The sequence below is a fragment of the Stenotrophomonas sp. YIM B06876 genome (genome assembly GCF_030711595.1).
Lineage (GTDB): Bacteria > Pseudomonadota > Gammaproteobacteria > Xanthomonadales > Xanthomonadaceae > Stenotrophomonas.
Window position 1 is genome coordinate 67,469 of sequence record NZ_JAUJUJ010000003.1, and the last position, 13,549, is coordinate 81,017.

The 13,549-nt window shown below is 68.2% G+C and carries 13 protein-coding genes; 5 read left to right on the plus strand and 8 right to left on the minus strand.

What is annotated here, in order from left to right:
• Window positions 1-115 precede the first annotated feature (115 nt).
• The 3 genes from QZH66_RS02565 to QZH66_RS02575 are packed head-to-tail and all read left to right on the plus strand — an operon-like array spanning window position 116 to window position 1,820.
• Window positions 116-991, plus strand: coding sequence for an MBL fold metallo-hydrolase (locus QZH66_RS02565; protein WP_305804384.1), 876 nt, complete (start codon window positions 116-118; stop codon window positions 989-991).
• Window positions 988-1,401, plus strand: a complete 414-nt coding sequence (locus QZH66_RS02570) for a YeeE/YedE family protein (RefSeq protein WP_305804385.1) — start codon at window positions 988-990, stop codon at window positions 1,399-1,401. The genes QZH66_RS02565 and QZH66_RS02570 overlap by 4 nt, the downstream gene beginning before the upstream one ends.
• Window positions 1,398-1,820, plus strand: a complete 423-nt coding sequence (locus QZH66_RS02575) for a DUF6691 family protein (RefSeq protein WP_305804386.1) — start codon at window positions 1,398-1,400, stop codon at window positions 1,818-1,820. The genes QZH66_RS02570 and QZH66_RS02575 overlap by 4 nt, the downstream gene beginning before the upstream one ends.
• Window positions 1,821-1,897: 77 nt before the next feature.
• Here QZH66_RS02575 and QZH66_RS02580 read toward each other — a convergent pair whose 3' ends face one another.
• Window positions 1,898-2,560, minus strand: coding sequence for a response regulator transcription factor (locus tag QZH66_RS02580; protein WP_305804387.1), 663 nt, complete (start codon window positions 2,558-2,560; stop codon window positions 1,898-1,900).
• Window positions 2,561-2,574: 14 nt separating this feature from the next.
• Entirely contained in the window at window positions 2,575-3,372 is a 798-nt protein-coding gene (locus QZH66_RS02585) for a 3-hydroxybutyrate dehydrogenase (RefSeq protein WP_305804388.1), read from the minus strand.
• Window positions 3,373-3,482: 110 nt separating this feature from the next.
• On the opposite strand from QZH66_RS02585, the gene QZH66_RS02590 reads away from it, so the two are divergent.
• Complete coding sequence (locus tag QZH66_RS02590) at window positions 3,483-5,318, plus strand: 3-hydroxybutyrate oligomer hydrolase family protein (protein WP_305804389.1); 1,836 nt, start codon at window positions 3,483-3,485, stop codon at window positions 5,316-5,318.
• A 98-nt stretch (window positions 5,319-5,416) separates the two neighbouring features.
• Window positions 5,417-6,013 (plus strand): HutD family protein, encoded by a 597-nt coding sequence (locus tag QZH66_RS02595; RefSeq protein WP_305804390.1) that lies wholly within the window; start codon window positions 5,417-5,419, stop codon window positions 6,011-6,013.
• Window positions 6,014-6,127: 114 nt separating this feature from the next.
• Here the strand turns inward: QZH66_RS02595 and QZH66_RS02600 are convergent, their stop codons facing one another.
• From QZH66_RS02600 to QZH66_RS02625, 6 genes are all read right to left on the minus strand, one after another.
• The gene (locus QZH66_RS02600) at window positions 6,128-7,741 is read right to left on the minus strand and encodes a sulfite reductase subunit alpha (RefSeq protein ID WP_305804391.1); all 1,614 of its coding nucleotides are present in this window, start codon (window positions 7,739-7,741) and stop codon (window positions 6,128-6,130) included.
• Window positions 7,738-8,712, minus strand: coding sequence for an FAD:protein FMN transferase (locus tag QZH66_RS02605; RefSeq protein ID WP_305804392.1), 975 nt, complete (start codon window positions 8,710-8,712; stop codon window positions 7,738-7,740). Before QZH66_RS02605 ends, QZH66_RS02600 begins: the two co-directional genes overlap by 4 nt.
• 44 nt (window positions 8,713-8,756) lie before the next feature.
• Complete coding sequence (locus QZH66_RS02610) at window positions 8,757-9,563, minus strand: DUF4198 domain-containing protein (protein WP_305804393.1); 807 nt, start codon at window positions 9,561-9,563, stop codon at window positions 8,757-8,759.
• A 25-nt stretch (window positions 9,564-9,588) separates the two neighbouring features.
• A complete protein-coding gene (locus tag QZH66_RS02615; protein ID WP_305804394.1) occupies window positions 9,589-10,110 on the minus strand; it encodes a DUF2271 domain-containing protein in 522 nt (173 codons plus the stop codon).
• Between the two features lie 40 nt (window positions 10,111-10,150).
• A complete protein-coding gene (locus tag QZH66_RS02620; RefSeq protein ID WP_305804499.1) occupies window positions 10,151-10,765 on the minus strand; it encodes a PepSY-associated TM helix domain-containing protein in 615 nt (204 codons plus the stop codon).
• Window positions 10,766-11,105: 340 nt separating this feature from the next.
• A complete protein-coding gene (locus QZH66_RS02625; protein WP_305804395.1) occupies window positions 11,106-13,529 on the minus strand; it encodes a TonB-dependent receptor in 2,424 nt (807 codons plus the stop codon).
• Between the last annotated feature and the right edge of the window lie 20 nt (window positions 13,530-13,549).

Genomic DNA, 13,549 nt, shown 5'->3' on the forward strand with positions numbered 1-13,549 from the left:
GTCGGCGGTGGTGTGGGGGGGATCGACACCGGCGCTTGCTCTTGTGTTTAGGGTGAGCTAATTTAGCTTTTACTGAACTAAATGGCAAATGGTGGTTCCCGTGTCCCAGACCGTGATGGACTCTCCCGGCGTCGAACCGTTCTTCGACAAAGACAGCGGTACCTTTACCTACGTCGTCCACGAAGGCGAAGGCGGCGCGGCGGCGATCATCGATCCGGTACTGGATTTCGACCCGGCCAGTGCGCGTATCGGCACCCGTTCGGCCGAGGCGGTGCTGGCGTTCGTACGCGCGCAGCGTCTGCAGGTGCAGTGGATTCTGGAAACCCACGCCCATGCCGACCATCTCAGCGCCGCCGGCTTCCTCGCCGATGAACTGCAGGCGCCGGTGGCGATCGGCCGCGGCATCATCCAGGTGCAGCAGCGCTTCAAGCAGCTGTTCGGCTTGGGCGAGGAGTTCATCGCCGACGGCCGCCAGTTCGACCGCCTGTTCGCCGACGGCGAGAGCTTCAGCATCGGCCGGCTGCAGGCGCGGGTGATCGCCACGCCGGGGCACACCGATGACAGCCTGACCTACGTGATCGGCGATGCCGCCTTTATCGGCGATACCGTGTTCGCGCCGGAAACCGGCACCGCCCGCACCGATTTCCCCGGTGGCGATGCGCACCGCCTGTACGCCTCGATCCAGACCATCCTGGCGCTGCCGGCCAGCACCCGCATCTTCCTGTGTCACGACTATCCAGGTGACCGGCGCGCACCGCAGGCGCAGACCAGCGCCGCGCAGCAACTGGAAAGCAATGTGCATCTGAAGGGCGGGGTGCAGGAGGACGATTTCGTGCGCATGCGCCAGCAGCGTGACGCCACGCTGGCACCGCCGCGGCTGATCCTGCCGGCGTTGCAGGTCAACATCCGTGGCGGACGCCTGCCCGAGCCGGACGCCAACGGCATCCGCTATTTCCGGCTGCCGTTGAACCAGCTGGGCGCGGCCTCGTGAGTGGCTGGCTGACCCCGCTGATCGGCGGCGTCCTGATCGGTCTGGCGGCAACGCTGCTGCTGTGGCTCAACGGCCGTATCGCCGGCATCAGCGGCATCGTCGGTGGGGTGCTGTTGCCGCGCGCCGGTGAGACCGCATGGCGGGTGCTGTTCCTGCTCGGGCTGATTGGCGCGGGCGCGGCGTGGTTGCTGCTGGTGCCCGGGGCCTACACGCCGCGGCAGGATTTCCCGGTATGGATGCTGGTCGTGGCCGGCCTGCTGGTCGGCTTCGGCACCCGCATGGGCAGCGGCTGCACCAGCGGCCATGGCGTGTGCGGGCTGGGGCGGCTGTCGCCGCGCTCGTTCGCTGCAGTGCTGACCTTCATGGCTACCGCCATCGCCACCACCTTTGTTGTCAGGCATCTGGCATGAACTCCTCCCGCATTCTTATCGCCGCGCTGCTGGCCGGCGCGCTGTTTGGAATTGGCCTTGCGGTATCAGGCATGACCGATCCGCTGCGCATCCTCGGCTTTCTGGATGTCGCCGGGGATTTCGACCCGGCCTTGCTGTTCGTGCTGGGCGGGGCGGTGACCACCACGCTGGTGCTGTTCCGGTTCGTGCTCAAACGCCCGGCGCCGGTGTTTGCCACCAGTTTCCAGCTGTCCTCGCTGCGTACCCTGGACCGCCCGCTGCTGATCGGGGCGGCGCTGTTCGGGATCGGCTGGGGGCTGGCCGGCTATTGCCCGGGGCCGGCGCTGGTGGGGGTGGGCGTGGTTTCGCGGGAAGTGTTGTGGTTCGTGCCGGCGATGATCGGCGGGATGCTGTTGCACCGGCTGCTGCGCGGCCGCTGAACTTTCCGCCTGAGCAATCAGGGCCCGCCGATAAAGCGGCGCGGCGGCGTCCGGCCCGGGATCGCTCCGGAGCGCTTCTACACGACCTGTCGCGCCGGGTCGCTCAGTTCCAGCTCGCGCAGCACCACGCTGGCCTGGGTGCGGTTGCGTACCCCCAACCGTTCGAAGATCGCCGACAGATGCGCCTTGACCGTGCGTTCCTGCACCTCCAGCCGGTCGGCGATCTGCTTGTTGAGCAGTCCCTGTGCCACCAGCACCAGCACCCGGAACTGCTGCGGCGACAGGCTGGCCAGGCGTGCGGCCAGTGCGCTGTCGTGGCTGGAGGACTGCGCGCGCGAGACTGCGGCGCGCAGCCCCGCCGGCAGCCATTGTTCACAGGCCAACACGCTGCGGACCGCATCGCGCAGATCGTTGAGGCCGGCACTCTTGGGCAGGTAACCGGCGGCGCCGTGATCGAGCGCGCGCCGCACCACGCGCGGATCATCGTTGGCCGAGACCACGATAACCGCCACGCCCGGATGCTGGGCGCGGATGGCCGCCAGCCCGGCCAGACCGTGATTGCCGGGCATGTGCAGGTCCAGCAGGATCAGGTCGATCTCCGGTTCGGCATCAAGCGCGGCCAGCACCCCGTCCAGCGATTCGGCCTCGCGCACCTGCAGGTCGCTGACCGCCTCGCTGGCCGCCTGGCGCAGCGCGGCGCGGAACAGCGGATGGTCGTCGGCGATCAACAGCGTGGTCATGGGCAAGGTCCTGGTTACTGGGCGGTCCAGCCTCCGTCCATCGGCATGGCGGCGGCGGTGACATTGTGGGCCTCGCGGCGGCAAAGCCAAACCACCATCGCCGCGATGTCCTCGGGCAACGACATGCGCAGGCTCGGTTGCTTCTCTTCCAGCAGTGCGCGCACGCCCTGGTCACGGCTGCCGCCGTTGCGGTGGGCCTGGATCTGCGGCTCGATCAGCGGCGTTTCCACCCAGCCCGGGCAGACGCAGTTGACGGTCACCCCGCCACTGTCGCGGCTGCCGGCGGTGGCGTACTCCAGTGCGGCGACCTTGCTCAGGCCGACGATACCGAATTTGCTGGCCACATACGGCGCCTTGTATTTGGAGGCCACCAGCCCGTGCACCGAGGCGATGTTGACCACCCGGCCGTAGCCGCGTTCGGCCATGCCCGGCAACGTCTGCTGCATGGTGTGGAAGGCGGCGCTGAGGTTGAGCGCGATGATGTCGTCCCACTTGTGCGTGGGCTGTTCGGCCAACGGTGCGGCGTGCTGGATCCCGGCGCAGTTCACCAGCACATCGATCGCGCCCCAGGCCTGCACGGCATCGATCAGGGTGTCGATCTCATGGGAACGACGCAGATCGGCGGCGAAATGTTTCGCCTCGCTGCCGGCGGCGGTCACGCTCGCCACGGCCGCCTCGATCTGCGCGGCGGTGCCCAGGCCGTTGATCGCCACGCGCGCGCCGGCGGCGGCCAGCGCCTGCGCGACCGCCAGGCCAATGCCCGACGTACTGCCGGTCACCAGGGCGGTGCGGCCTTGCAGAAAGCGGTCCATGGGCAACTCCGGATTCAAGGTGGGGCCGGAAAACGTAACAGGGGCGCCGCTAAAAACGTGTGGTACGAAAGTACGATGGGCCGCCGCGGGTGCTCTGCTAGTGTTTGCCCATGAGCCAATCCCTTCTGCGCGCCGCCTGCGGCCTCTTCGTCGGACTCACCCTGGCGTCCTGCGCCACCCGGCCGCCGGCCGGGTCTCCGGAGTCTTCCATGTTCAGTCATGAGCAGCACAGCGATCACCGCGGCAATGATGATCTGCTCAGTGCCGGTCTCGGCTTGGCGGGCCTGCGCAGCCTGGTGCCGCCGGCATTCGCCGAGCCGCTGGCGCCCACCGCCGAAGAGCTGCGCAAACGCGCGTTGTGGAACAGCTGGCGCGGCATTGCCGACCTGGCGCCGGGCGGTGGCTATGGCGACCTGTTCGGCTTCCTGGGGGCGGTGCCCGGCCGCGAATATTCGGCCTATGCGACGTTGCCCGGTGCCCGCCAGCCGCATCGCGTGCTGGCGCAGATCCCCGACAGTTTCGATGCCGGCAAGCGCTGTGTGCTGGTGGCGCCGGCGTCGGGGTCGCGCGGCATCTATGGCGCGGTATCGGTTGCCGCGGCGTGGGGCCTGCCCAAGGGCTGTGCGGTGGTCTACACCGACAAGGGCGCGGGCAGCGACTATTACGACCTGGATGCACAGCAGGGCGTGCGCGCCGATGGCCGCATCGGTGCGGTGGGTCAGCACAACGACCTGGCCTTCATCGCCGACGCGCCGGTCAACGCCCGCGGCGTGGCGTTCAAGCACGCGCACTCGAAAGACAATCCCGAGGCCGATTGGGGCCGCCATGTGAAGCAGGCGGCGCAGTTCGCGCTGCATGCGCTGGATCAGGCGCTGCCGCAGGCGGCACCGTTCACGTTTGCCAATACCCGCATCATCGCGGTGGGCATTTCCAATGGCGGCGGCGCGGTGTTGCGGGCGGCGGAAATGGACGGCGACTGGCTCGATGCGGTGGTCGCCGGCGAACCCAGCGTGCTTTCCGGCGGGGCAGGCGCGCGCGCGCTGTACGACTACAGCACCGAGGCGGCGTTGCTGATGCCCTGCGCGCAGCTGCACATGGGCAACCTGCCGCAGCCGCCACTGACGGCCGCATTGCAGGCCGGCGCCGTCGTGCGCTGCGCCACGTTGGCGGCCGAAGGCGTCATTGCCGGTGCCACGCCCGCCGCCCAGGCGCGTTCGGCCTATGAGCTGATGCTCAGCAAGGGCTGGACCGATGCCGCATTGCGCGCCGGTGCGTTGTCCACCGGCTTCGATTTGTGGCGCGCGGTCGCGGTCACCTACGCCTCGGCCTATGGCCGCTACGGCGTGGACGCGCACCCCTGCGGTTTTTCGTTCTCCGCCCAGAACGCCGATTTCAGCCCGCGCGCGGCCACGGCGATCGAGCGCGCCGCATGGTACAGCGATGGCAGCGGCATTCCGCCGGGGGCCGGGGTCGGGCTGATCGACAGCAAAGTGCAGTTGCCGGACCTGACCTATGCCGGCCTGCAGTGCCTGCGCGGATTGTGGGAAGGCAACGGCGAAGCTGCGCGGCGCGTGCAGGCCGGCATCGAGGCGACCCGCGCCGCTCTGCCGCGCAGTGGATTGCCGGTGATGGTGGTGCACGGCACCGACGACGGCCTGATCCCGCCGGCGTTCAGCAGTGCACCGTATGTGGCGGCGGCGCAGGCGGGCGGACGCGACGTGCATTACTGGAAGGTGCGCCATGCCCAGCATTTCGACGGGTTCCTCGGCCTGCCCGATTACGCCGCGCGCTATGTGCCGCTGCTGCCGTACATGTACGCCGCACTGGACCGGGTGCAGGCGCATCTGGACAACGGCGCCGCGTTGCCCGCCGATGCCACCATCGACACCGTGCCGCGCGGGCCCGGCAGGCCGCTGACGGCAGAAAGCCTGGCCATGCCGCGCTGACCGCGATGGCCCGGGGTGGTTGAAAGGCGGGCCGCTGGCCCGCTTTTCTGTGCGTGTGCGGCGCGACGCCCCGCGATGGACTGGGGCAGAATGCATCGATGAATGCCATCGACGCCCTCGCGGCACCCACCTGCGTGATTCCGTCCTACGAATACCGCCGCGAGCGCTGGCGCAACGGGCTGGGCTGGACCCGCGAGATCCTGCGTCTGCCCGACTGCGATGACTGGGCGTTGCGGTTGTCGATCGCCGAGATCGAGCAGGATGCGGCGTTCTCGATGTTTCCCGGGATCGAGCGCGAGCTGGTGCTGTTGCGTGGCGAAGGGCTGCGCCTGCGCTTTGCCGACGGGCGCTGCCGCACGCTGATGCCGCCACACGAGCGGCTGCGCTTTGCCGGCGAAGAGGCGGTCAGCGGGGAGCTGGTCGATGGCCTCACCCATGACTTCAACCTGATGTGGCGGCGCGATGTGTTGCAGGCGCAGCTGCTGCACCGGCCACTGGTCGGCAGCATGCTGTTTTTCACCGAGCCGCAGGTCGGCTGGGCGATCCATCTGCTGGCCGGGCAGGCCGAGTTCGAAGACAGGACGCTGCCACCGCTGGCCGCCGGCGATACTGCTTGGCTCGCCGCCGGTGCGCGCACGCGGTTTGCCTTGAGTGGTGGCGGCGAGCTGCTGGCGATCCGGGTGACCCCGGCGTAGCCCGGGTAAGCAAAGCGCACCCGGGGAATCCGCCCCCCACCGACCTGCCGAACCCGGGTGCGGCCTTTGGCCTTACCCGGGCTACGCTCGTTTCTGTCCCCTCGTTCCTCGCTGTCAATACACGTCGCGGCGGTAGCGCCCGGCGATGCGCAGGGCGTCATGCGCGGCGCTGCCGAGGGCATCGGCGATCACCGCGTCCACCGCCGGGGCCATGCCCTGCAGGCTGCCGCACACCAGCACCGTGGCGCCCTGTGCAATCCATTGGCGTAGACGGTCGCGCGCGTCAGCCAGGGCGTCCTGCACGTAACGGTGGCGGCCGTTGTCGCGGCTGAAAACGGTATCCAGCTGCTCAATCCAGCCCTGTTGCCGCCACTGCTGCAGCTCGGCGCCGAAATGGAAGTCGCAGGCGGCATTGCGCTCGCCAAACAGCAGCCAGTTGCGGCGCGCACCGGCCTCGATGCGGGCCTGCAAATGGGCCCGAAGGCCGGCGATGCCGGTGCCGTTGCCGATCAGGATCAGCGGCTGGTCGACCGCCGGGGGATGGAAGTTGGGGTTGCTGCGCAGCCGCAGCGCAATGCTGTCGCCGATCCGGGCCTGCTCGCACAGCCAGCCACTGCCCAGCCCGGGGCTGCCATCGGCATGGAACTGGCAGCGCAGCAGCAATTGCAGGTGGCCTTCGGCCGGGGTCGAGCCAATCGAATATTCGCGGTGCGGCAACGGTTGCAACGAAGCGGCGAGCAGCTGCGGGTCGCGGCTTGTGATCGCATCTGCCCCGGGCAGGTGCGAGCGTGCCAGCCGCGATTGCAGCGTGCCGCCTTCGACTGCGGCCTGGCCGTCCAGCCCATGGAGCTGCAACCATTGCGCCACGCGGGCATCGCTGTGTTGCGGGCCGACTTCGGCGATATCCCCGGCCTGCCATTGCGGCAGTCCGGCGGCGGTGGGCCGCAACCGCAGCTGGTACACCGCGCCGCCGGCACTGCCGGGGTTGAGGTGCTGGCGGCCGACGAGCTGCCACGACTGGTAGTCCGGCGCGGTCCAGTCCGGCAGATCGCCAGTATCGCCCCCAAGTTGGCCCAGCAACTGCTGCCAGTGGCGCAGCGCCGCCGGGTCGGCGTTGTCCACCTCGATGGTGTCGAACAACGCATGCGCGCCTTGCCGGCGCAGCCAGTCGTCCAGCTGGTGGCCGAAGGCGCAGTAGTGGTCGTACGTGCGGTCGCCCAGCGCCAGCATCGCGTACTGCAGCTGCGGCAGCGGCGAGGAGTCCTGCATCACCCGGCTGAGAAAGGCCAGTGCGTGGTCCGGAGGATCGCCTTCGCCGGTGGTGCTGGCGATGATCAGCGCGGTGCGGGTGCGGGCGAGCAGGGCCGCATCGACCTGGTCGAGCGCGCGCAACCGGGTGTGATGGCCGGCGGCCTGCAGGCTGTCGGCGGTGCGCTCGGCCAACTGCCGGGCAAAGCCGGTCTGGCTGGCCCAGACCACCAGCAGCGGCGGCTCGCCGTCAACGCTGGCAACGTCCTTGCGCGGGCGCACCTGCCACCACAGTGCAGCGCAGGCGATGGCATAGATGGCGGCGGCAGTCAGCGCAGTGAACCACTGCGCGGGCAGGGGCGCAGCCAGCCACCAGCTTTCGCCCAGATGCAGGCGCAGCAGCAGCACGGCGATCAGCACCAGCACCAGACCAACGGCGAGGTTGCCAATCAGCGAGCGGTTCACGCGTGGGGCACTCATTGCGTGTCTGCGTCCAGGTGCTGCTGGAACGCCGGCGTCATGGTTTCTTCCAGTCCGTTCTGGCCACGTGCGACGAAGCGGGCGGCCAGCCCATGGTGGCTGGCGAACTCCAGCCCCTGTGCCGCGCCCATCACCGTCAGTGCGGTGGCCCAGGCATCGGCGCGCATCGCTTCGCGGTCGATCACCGTCACCGCGGCTGCGGCGCGGGTTACCGGCGCCTGCGTGCGAGGATCCAGCGTGTGGCTGTAGGACACGCCATCGCGCTCGAAGTGATGCCAACGGTCGCCGGAGGTGGCGATGGCCAGATCGTCCAGCGCCAGCACCCGCGGCGGATAGTCGGCGCCGGCGTCCTCTTCTGGAGCCGATTCGACCAGCACCCGCCACGGCTGGCCGTCCGGCTTGCGACCGTAGCCGCGCAGCTCGCCGCCGACTTCGACCAGCGCCGCTTCCACGCCGTTGCGGCGCAGCCAGCGGCTGACCAGATCCACGCCATAGCCCTTGGCGATGGCCGACAGGTCCAGTTGCAGCGCGCCGGGCTGCAGCGCGGCTTGCGCCTGTGCATCCAGTTGCAGTTTTTGCCAGCCGCAGCGGCTGGCGATCTCGGCCCGTTGCGCGGCATCGGGAACACGCTGCGCGCCGGCCTGGGCACCGAAGCCCCACAGCGCGACCAGCGGGCCGATGCTCGGATCGAACGCACCATCGCTGCGCTGCGCTATTTCATACGCGGTGCTGAGCACGTGCCAGAAATCGTCGGGGAGCCGGTGCCAGCTGCCGGCGGCGGCGCGGTTGTAGCGGCTGATGTCTGAATCCGTTTCCCAGGTGCTCATCTGCGCCACCACCCGATCCAGTTCGGCCTGGATGCCGGCATGCAGCGGATGCAGGTCGCGGCTGCGCGGGGCGACCAGCTTCACGCTCCAGCGGGTACCCATGGTGTGGCCGCCGAGGGCGGCGATGTCGGATTGGCTAGACATGGAGAGAGCGGCCCGGCGCGCCGTGGCGACCGGGCCTGGAGTCCTTACTGCGGCAGCACTTCCAGCGTGGCCACATAGCTCAGGCGGCGCACGTTGGCCTGCGGGATCGAGGTCTTGTTGTCCTCGCTGCCGGTTTCCAGCCAGTACATGCCGGCTGCCGGCCAGGTGACGGCGAACTCGCCGCTGGCGTCGGTGGTGACCTTGATCTCTTCCTGCGCGTTGCGGTAACGGGTGCCGCCGCGGGTGATCTCCACTTCCAGGCCGGCGGCCGGCTTGCCGTCCACCAGCAGGCGGAACTTGGCTTCTTCACCACTGAACAGGTCGTTCGGGTGGCCGAGGGCGACCATCTCCATACCCTTGCCGGTCGGCTTGAGCGCGGTGTCGTTCGGGGCGCCGTTGGTGACGAAGGTCTCGACCCGGCCGGCGGTCTCGGAGACCTTCAGCTCCTTGGCGTTCTTCGGCACTTCGGCGGCGAACTTCTCGGCGGTACCGCGCCAGCGCTTGGGCTTGCCGCCTTCCTGCCAGTTGGCCATCAGCCCGGCGTTGACGTTGGCCAGGCGGTAGGTGCCCGGCTGGGTCAGCTCGACGTCGAACACGCTGCGGTATTTGCCGGTGGCCACGTTCTGCGGCTGCACGGTGCTGCCGTCGGGCGCGGTGATCAGCAGGTTGTCGATGCGCAGCGGCACGTGGTTGAAATAGAACAGGTCGTTGGACACGGCCGCGTCCACGGTGATCCACGGGTTGGTACCGGCGATCACGGTCTGCGACGGCTGCAGCCAGGCCTTGTGGGCGGCGGCGGAGAACGGCAGCACCGCGGTGATGGCGGCGGCAAGCAGGAGGGAACGCTTCATGGGATGGCTCCGGTAGTAGGGCGAATCAGGGTTTGACGGCAAGGGTGACGGCGCCCAGTTCGGTGGTGCCCTGGGCACGGCCGTTCTGCGCACTGCGGGCCGGCCAGCTGAAAGGAATCTTGACCAGCTCGCGGCCACCGACTTCGCGCGCGGCTTCCACCACCAGCGTGTACTGGCCGGCGGGCAGGTCGCGCAGCTGCGGCTGGCGGTCGCTGAAGCTGAGCTGGTGTTTGCCGACCGGGCGGGTCGGGCCGGTCACGCCATCCACCGGCACCTGCAGGGTGCGGCCGCTCTTGCGCCACCACTGGCGCAGGTCCGGCAGCCACTTGGTGCCATGGCCCTCGGCGGTGTCCTTGAGCTGGTACCAGACCGACAGGTTGGCAGCGACCTTCTGGTCTGCGCCTTCGATCCACACCGCCACATACGGGCGGTGGTATTCGGCCACGTTGAGCTTGGGCACTTCGACGTTGACGTCGAGGCTGGCGGCGTAGGCGGCCGGAGCGGTGGCGATCAGGCCACTCAGGGCGATGGTCAGGGTGACGCGCATGGTGCGACTCCGGGGAGGGAAGCGTTCAAGAGAAGTGGGATCAATGGATCAGCAGCAGGGCGATCAGCAGCGGAATCAGCAATCCCAGGCCAACCAGCGGCCAGGTCATGCGCCGTTGCCGCGCATGCAGATGCAGCAGGAACAGACCGGTGATGCAGAACACCAGGCAGGCCACCGCGAACAGGTCCAGGAACCAGCCCCAGCCCGGACCTGCGTTGCGGCCCTTGTGCAGATCGTTGAAATACGAGATCCAGCCGCGACGGGTTTTCTCGAATTCCACCGCACCGGTTTCGCGGTCGATGCTCAGCCACGCATCGCTGCCGGGGCCGGGCATGGACAAGTAGATCTCTTCCGGCGACCACTCGGCCTTGCGCTTGCCGATGGAGACATCCAGCTCGCGCGACAGCCAGTCGGCCACTTTCCCCGGCAGCGGGGCGTTGCCTTCTTCGCGGCTGCCCAAGGTCTTGAGCAGCGGCGCGGACAATTCGATCTGCTGGTTCTGCACCTGCGGCGTGGCCTCGATCTTCGAGGCGTGGTTCAAGGTGATTCCGGTGATGGAGAACAGCAGCATGCCGATCAGGCACACCGCCGAACTGATCCAGTGCCACTGGTGCAAGGTGCGCAACCAGAAGCCACGGTTGGCCTGTTGCTGCACGGCGTTGGCGGAAGCGCGTTCGGAAGACAAGTGGCGTGGCAGGCGGTGATCAGGAGGCCCGAATTACACCATGAATGAGAATGATTCGCAATTTGTATATTTCCCTGTCGGCGCAGCGGCACGATCATTCCGCAGCCGCTTGCGGCAGCCGCAATGGGCGCCGGCGCGCACCTGCCCAACGCTGCAGCGGCAGCTCCAGCAGCTTCCATGACAGCCAGAAAAAATGCCGGAAGCGGTGGCTGGCGCAGATCGGCAGCTGTGCCGATGGTGCCGGAAGCGGTGGCGCGAAAAGCAAAAGCCCGCCTCCGGGGCGGGCTTTTGCGCGGTTACATCAGCAGCCTCAGAAGCGGGCGTTGAACGACACCCAGAAGCTGCGGCGCTGCTCCTTCACCGCGTAGTCGTCCACGCAGCTGTATTCGGTATCGGAGGCCAGCAGGCAGGACTGGGAGACGAAGTCCTTGTCGAACAGGTTGTTGATGCGGCCGTTGACGGTCAGCCAGTCGTTCGCCTTCCAGCTGGCACCGAGATGGAACGTGGTGTAGTCCTCGTAATAGCGCACGGTCGAGCTGCTGACGCCGCCGACGCTGGAGACCAGCGTGTCGCGGTAGCGGTCGTAGCGGCCTTCGCCGATCAGGCTCAGGCTGACGCGCTCGCTGGCCTGCCAGGTGAGGTTGGCGTTGGCCATGTGCTTGGCCGGGTTGCCCGAGATCGGCTGGCCCTTGGCGCGGCCGCTGGTCTGCTCGCTCCTGGTGAAGGTGTAGTTGCCGCGCAGCTGCAGGGTGTCCAGCAGGTCGACCTGGCCGGCCAGCTCGACGCCGCGGGTCTCGGCCTTGTCGATATTCACGCTCTGGGTGAAAGCGCTGTAGCCCAGCGCCGCCCAGCCCGGGCCGACGTCCACGCAGTAGCTGCCATCGGCCGGCGCCACCTCGCAGTTGGCGAAGGTGCCGCCGCTGGCGATCTTGTCGTCGAACTTGTTGAAGAACGCGGTGACGTTGAAGTTCCAGCGCTGGCCTTCGTAGTAGGCGGCCACTTCGTAATTGGTGCTGGTTTCCGGCTTGAGGTGCGGCGAGCCGACCTGCGGAATCACGCCCTGGCCGCCGAAGCCGACCACGCCCGGGAACAGCTGGTCAGGCCGCGGCGTCTTGTAGCCGGTGCTGATGCCGCCCTTGAGCGTCCAGGCATCGTTGGCTTCCCACACCAGATAGGCGCGCGGACTGACGTGGCTGCCGAAGATGTTGTGATCGTCGTAGCGCATGCCCAGCGTGGCGGTCAGGGCGTCGGTCAGCGCCCAGTTGTCCTCGGCGAACACCGACCACATCCGGTGCTTCTGCTTGACGTTGTCCTTGTAGCCGCCGCCATCCATGCCGAACACGCCATCGGTCATGTCGGTGTCGTTGTACTGGCCGCCGATGGTGAGCTGGTGCTGGCCCAGCGACATGTCCAGCTTGCTGTCGAGCACGTAGCCGTCCAGCTCCATCGTGCGCAGCGGCCGCGGCAGGAAGCTGCCGAGGCGGGCCAGCTCGTCGGCATTGAGCACGCTCAGGTTGCCGGAGGTCATGTTGCAGTGGGCGGTCTGGCCGCGACGTGCGCACACGTCGTTCCACAGCCCCTGCAGTTGCGCGCGCTCGTCCAGCGTCAGCGGCAGCGAACGGCCCAGGTTGCTGGTGGTGTGGCGGGTCAGGCTGGTCTGCCAGGTGCCGAAGGCGTAGCGGCCCTGGTGGGTCAGCGCCAGCTGGTCACGCTCGTAGCGCTGCCAGCCGGTATAGCCCACGCGCGGCTGCACCACGCGGCGGGTGATGGTGCCGCTGCCGGCGGGATTGGGGATGGTCGCATTGCCGCTGCGCCACAGGCTTTCAAGACTGTCCAAGGTGCCGGTCTGGCCGTTGCGGTTGTCGTATTTCTGCCGCGAGACGTCGTAGTCCAGCCAGAACTCGTTGTTCTCGAACGCGCTCAGGTTCAGGCGGATGCCGGTGTTCCAGTTGGTGTTGGCCACCGCCTTGCCACCGCCGCCAAAGCCCAGGCTGCGCTCCCACATCGAGCCGTCCGGCAGCGGCAGCGCGTCCCACTCGGGCATGGATTCGTCGGCATCGTAGTAGCTGCCGCGGATGGCCACGCCCAGGGTGTCCTTGATCAGCGGCCCGGTCAGATACAGATCGGTGGTGCGCGCGTCGCCGAACTCTTTTTCCTGCTGGACGGTGAAGCCCTGGGTGATCGAGCCCTGCCACTGGCCCTGGTTGCGGCGGGTGATGAGGTTGATCACCCCGCCCATCGCATCGGAGCCGTACAGGGTCGACATCGGGCCGCGCACCACTTCGATGCGCTCGATCGCATCCAGCGGCGGCAGGTAGGCGAACTGGCCGCCACCGAAGTTGTTCGGATACAGGCTGCCGACGTTGCTCTGGCGGCGACCGTCGATCAGCACCAGCGTGTATTCCGACGGCATGCCGCGCATGGAAATGGTGGCGCGGCCGTTCTTGTCGGTGGTTTCCATGCCCACGTCGATGCCTTCCACGTCACGCAGCGCGTCGACCAGGCTGGTGTACGGGCGCTGTGAAAGCTGCTCGCGCGAAATCAGGCTGACGCTGGCCGGCGCTTCGGCGATCTTCTGCTCGAAGCCGGCGGCGGTGACCACGACCTTGTCCAGTTCGGTGGGCGTGGCGGAGGTACCGCTGTCGGCCAACGCCGGCGTGGACAGCATCGCCAGCAGGGCGATGCCGAGGGCGTTGCGGGAAAAAGGCGGGGGAAGGCAATGGCGCTGGGCCATGAGGGAACCTCGGAAAATGG

Coding starts and splice junctions, on each gene's coding strand:
- QZH66_RS02565 (WP_305804384.1), top strand. CDS start 116: ATGGACTCTCCCGGCGTCGAACCGTTCTTCGACAAAGACAGCGGTACC.
- QZH66_RS02600 (WP_305804391.1), bottom strand. CDS start 7,741: ATGAGTGCCCCACGCGTGAACCGCTCGCTGATTGGCAACCTCGCCGTT.
- QZH66_RS02605 (WP_305804392.1), bottom strand. CDS start 8,712: ATGTCTAGCCAATCCGACATCGCCGCCCTCGGCGGCCACACCATGGGT.
- QZH66_RS02610 (WP_305804393.1), bottom strand. CDS start 9,563: ATGAAGCGTTCCCTCCTGCTTGCCGCCGCCATCACCGCGGTGCTGCCG.
- QZH66_RS02590 (WP_305804389.1), top strand. CDS start 3,483: ATGAGCCAATCCCTTCTGCGCGCCGCCTGCGGCCTCTTCGTCGGACTC.
- QZH66_RS02625 (WP_305804395.1), bottom strand. CDS start 13,529: ATGGCCCAGCGCCATTGCCTTCCCCCGCCTTTTTCCCGCAACGCCCTC.
- QZH66_RS02595 (WP_305804390.1), top strand. CDS start 5,417: ATGAATGCCATCGACGCCCTCGCGGCACCCACCTGCGTGATTCCGTCC.
- QZH66_RS02575 (WP_305804386.1), top strand. CDS start 1,398: ATGAACTCCTCCCGCATTCTTATCGCCGCGCTGCTGGCCGGCGCGCTG.
- QZH66_RS02580 (WP_305804387.1), bottom strand. CDS start 2,560: ATGACCACGCTGTTGATCGCCGACGACCATCCGCTGTTCCGCGCCGCG.
- QZH66_RS02585 (WP_305804388.1), bottom strand. CDS start 3,372: ATGGACCGCTTTCTGCAAGGCCGCACCGCCCTGGTGACCGGCAGTACG.
- QZH66_RS02615 (WP_305804394.1), bottom strand. CDS start 10,110: ATGCGCGTCACCCTGACCATCGCCCTGAGTGGCCTGATCGCCACCGCT.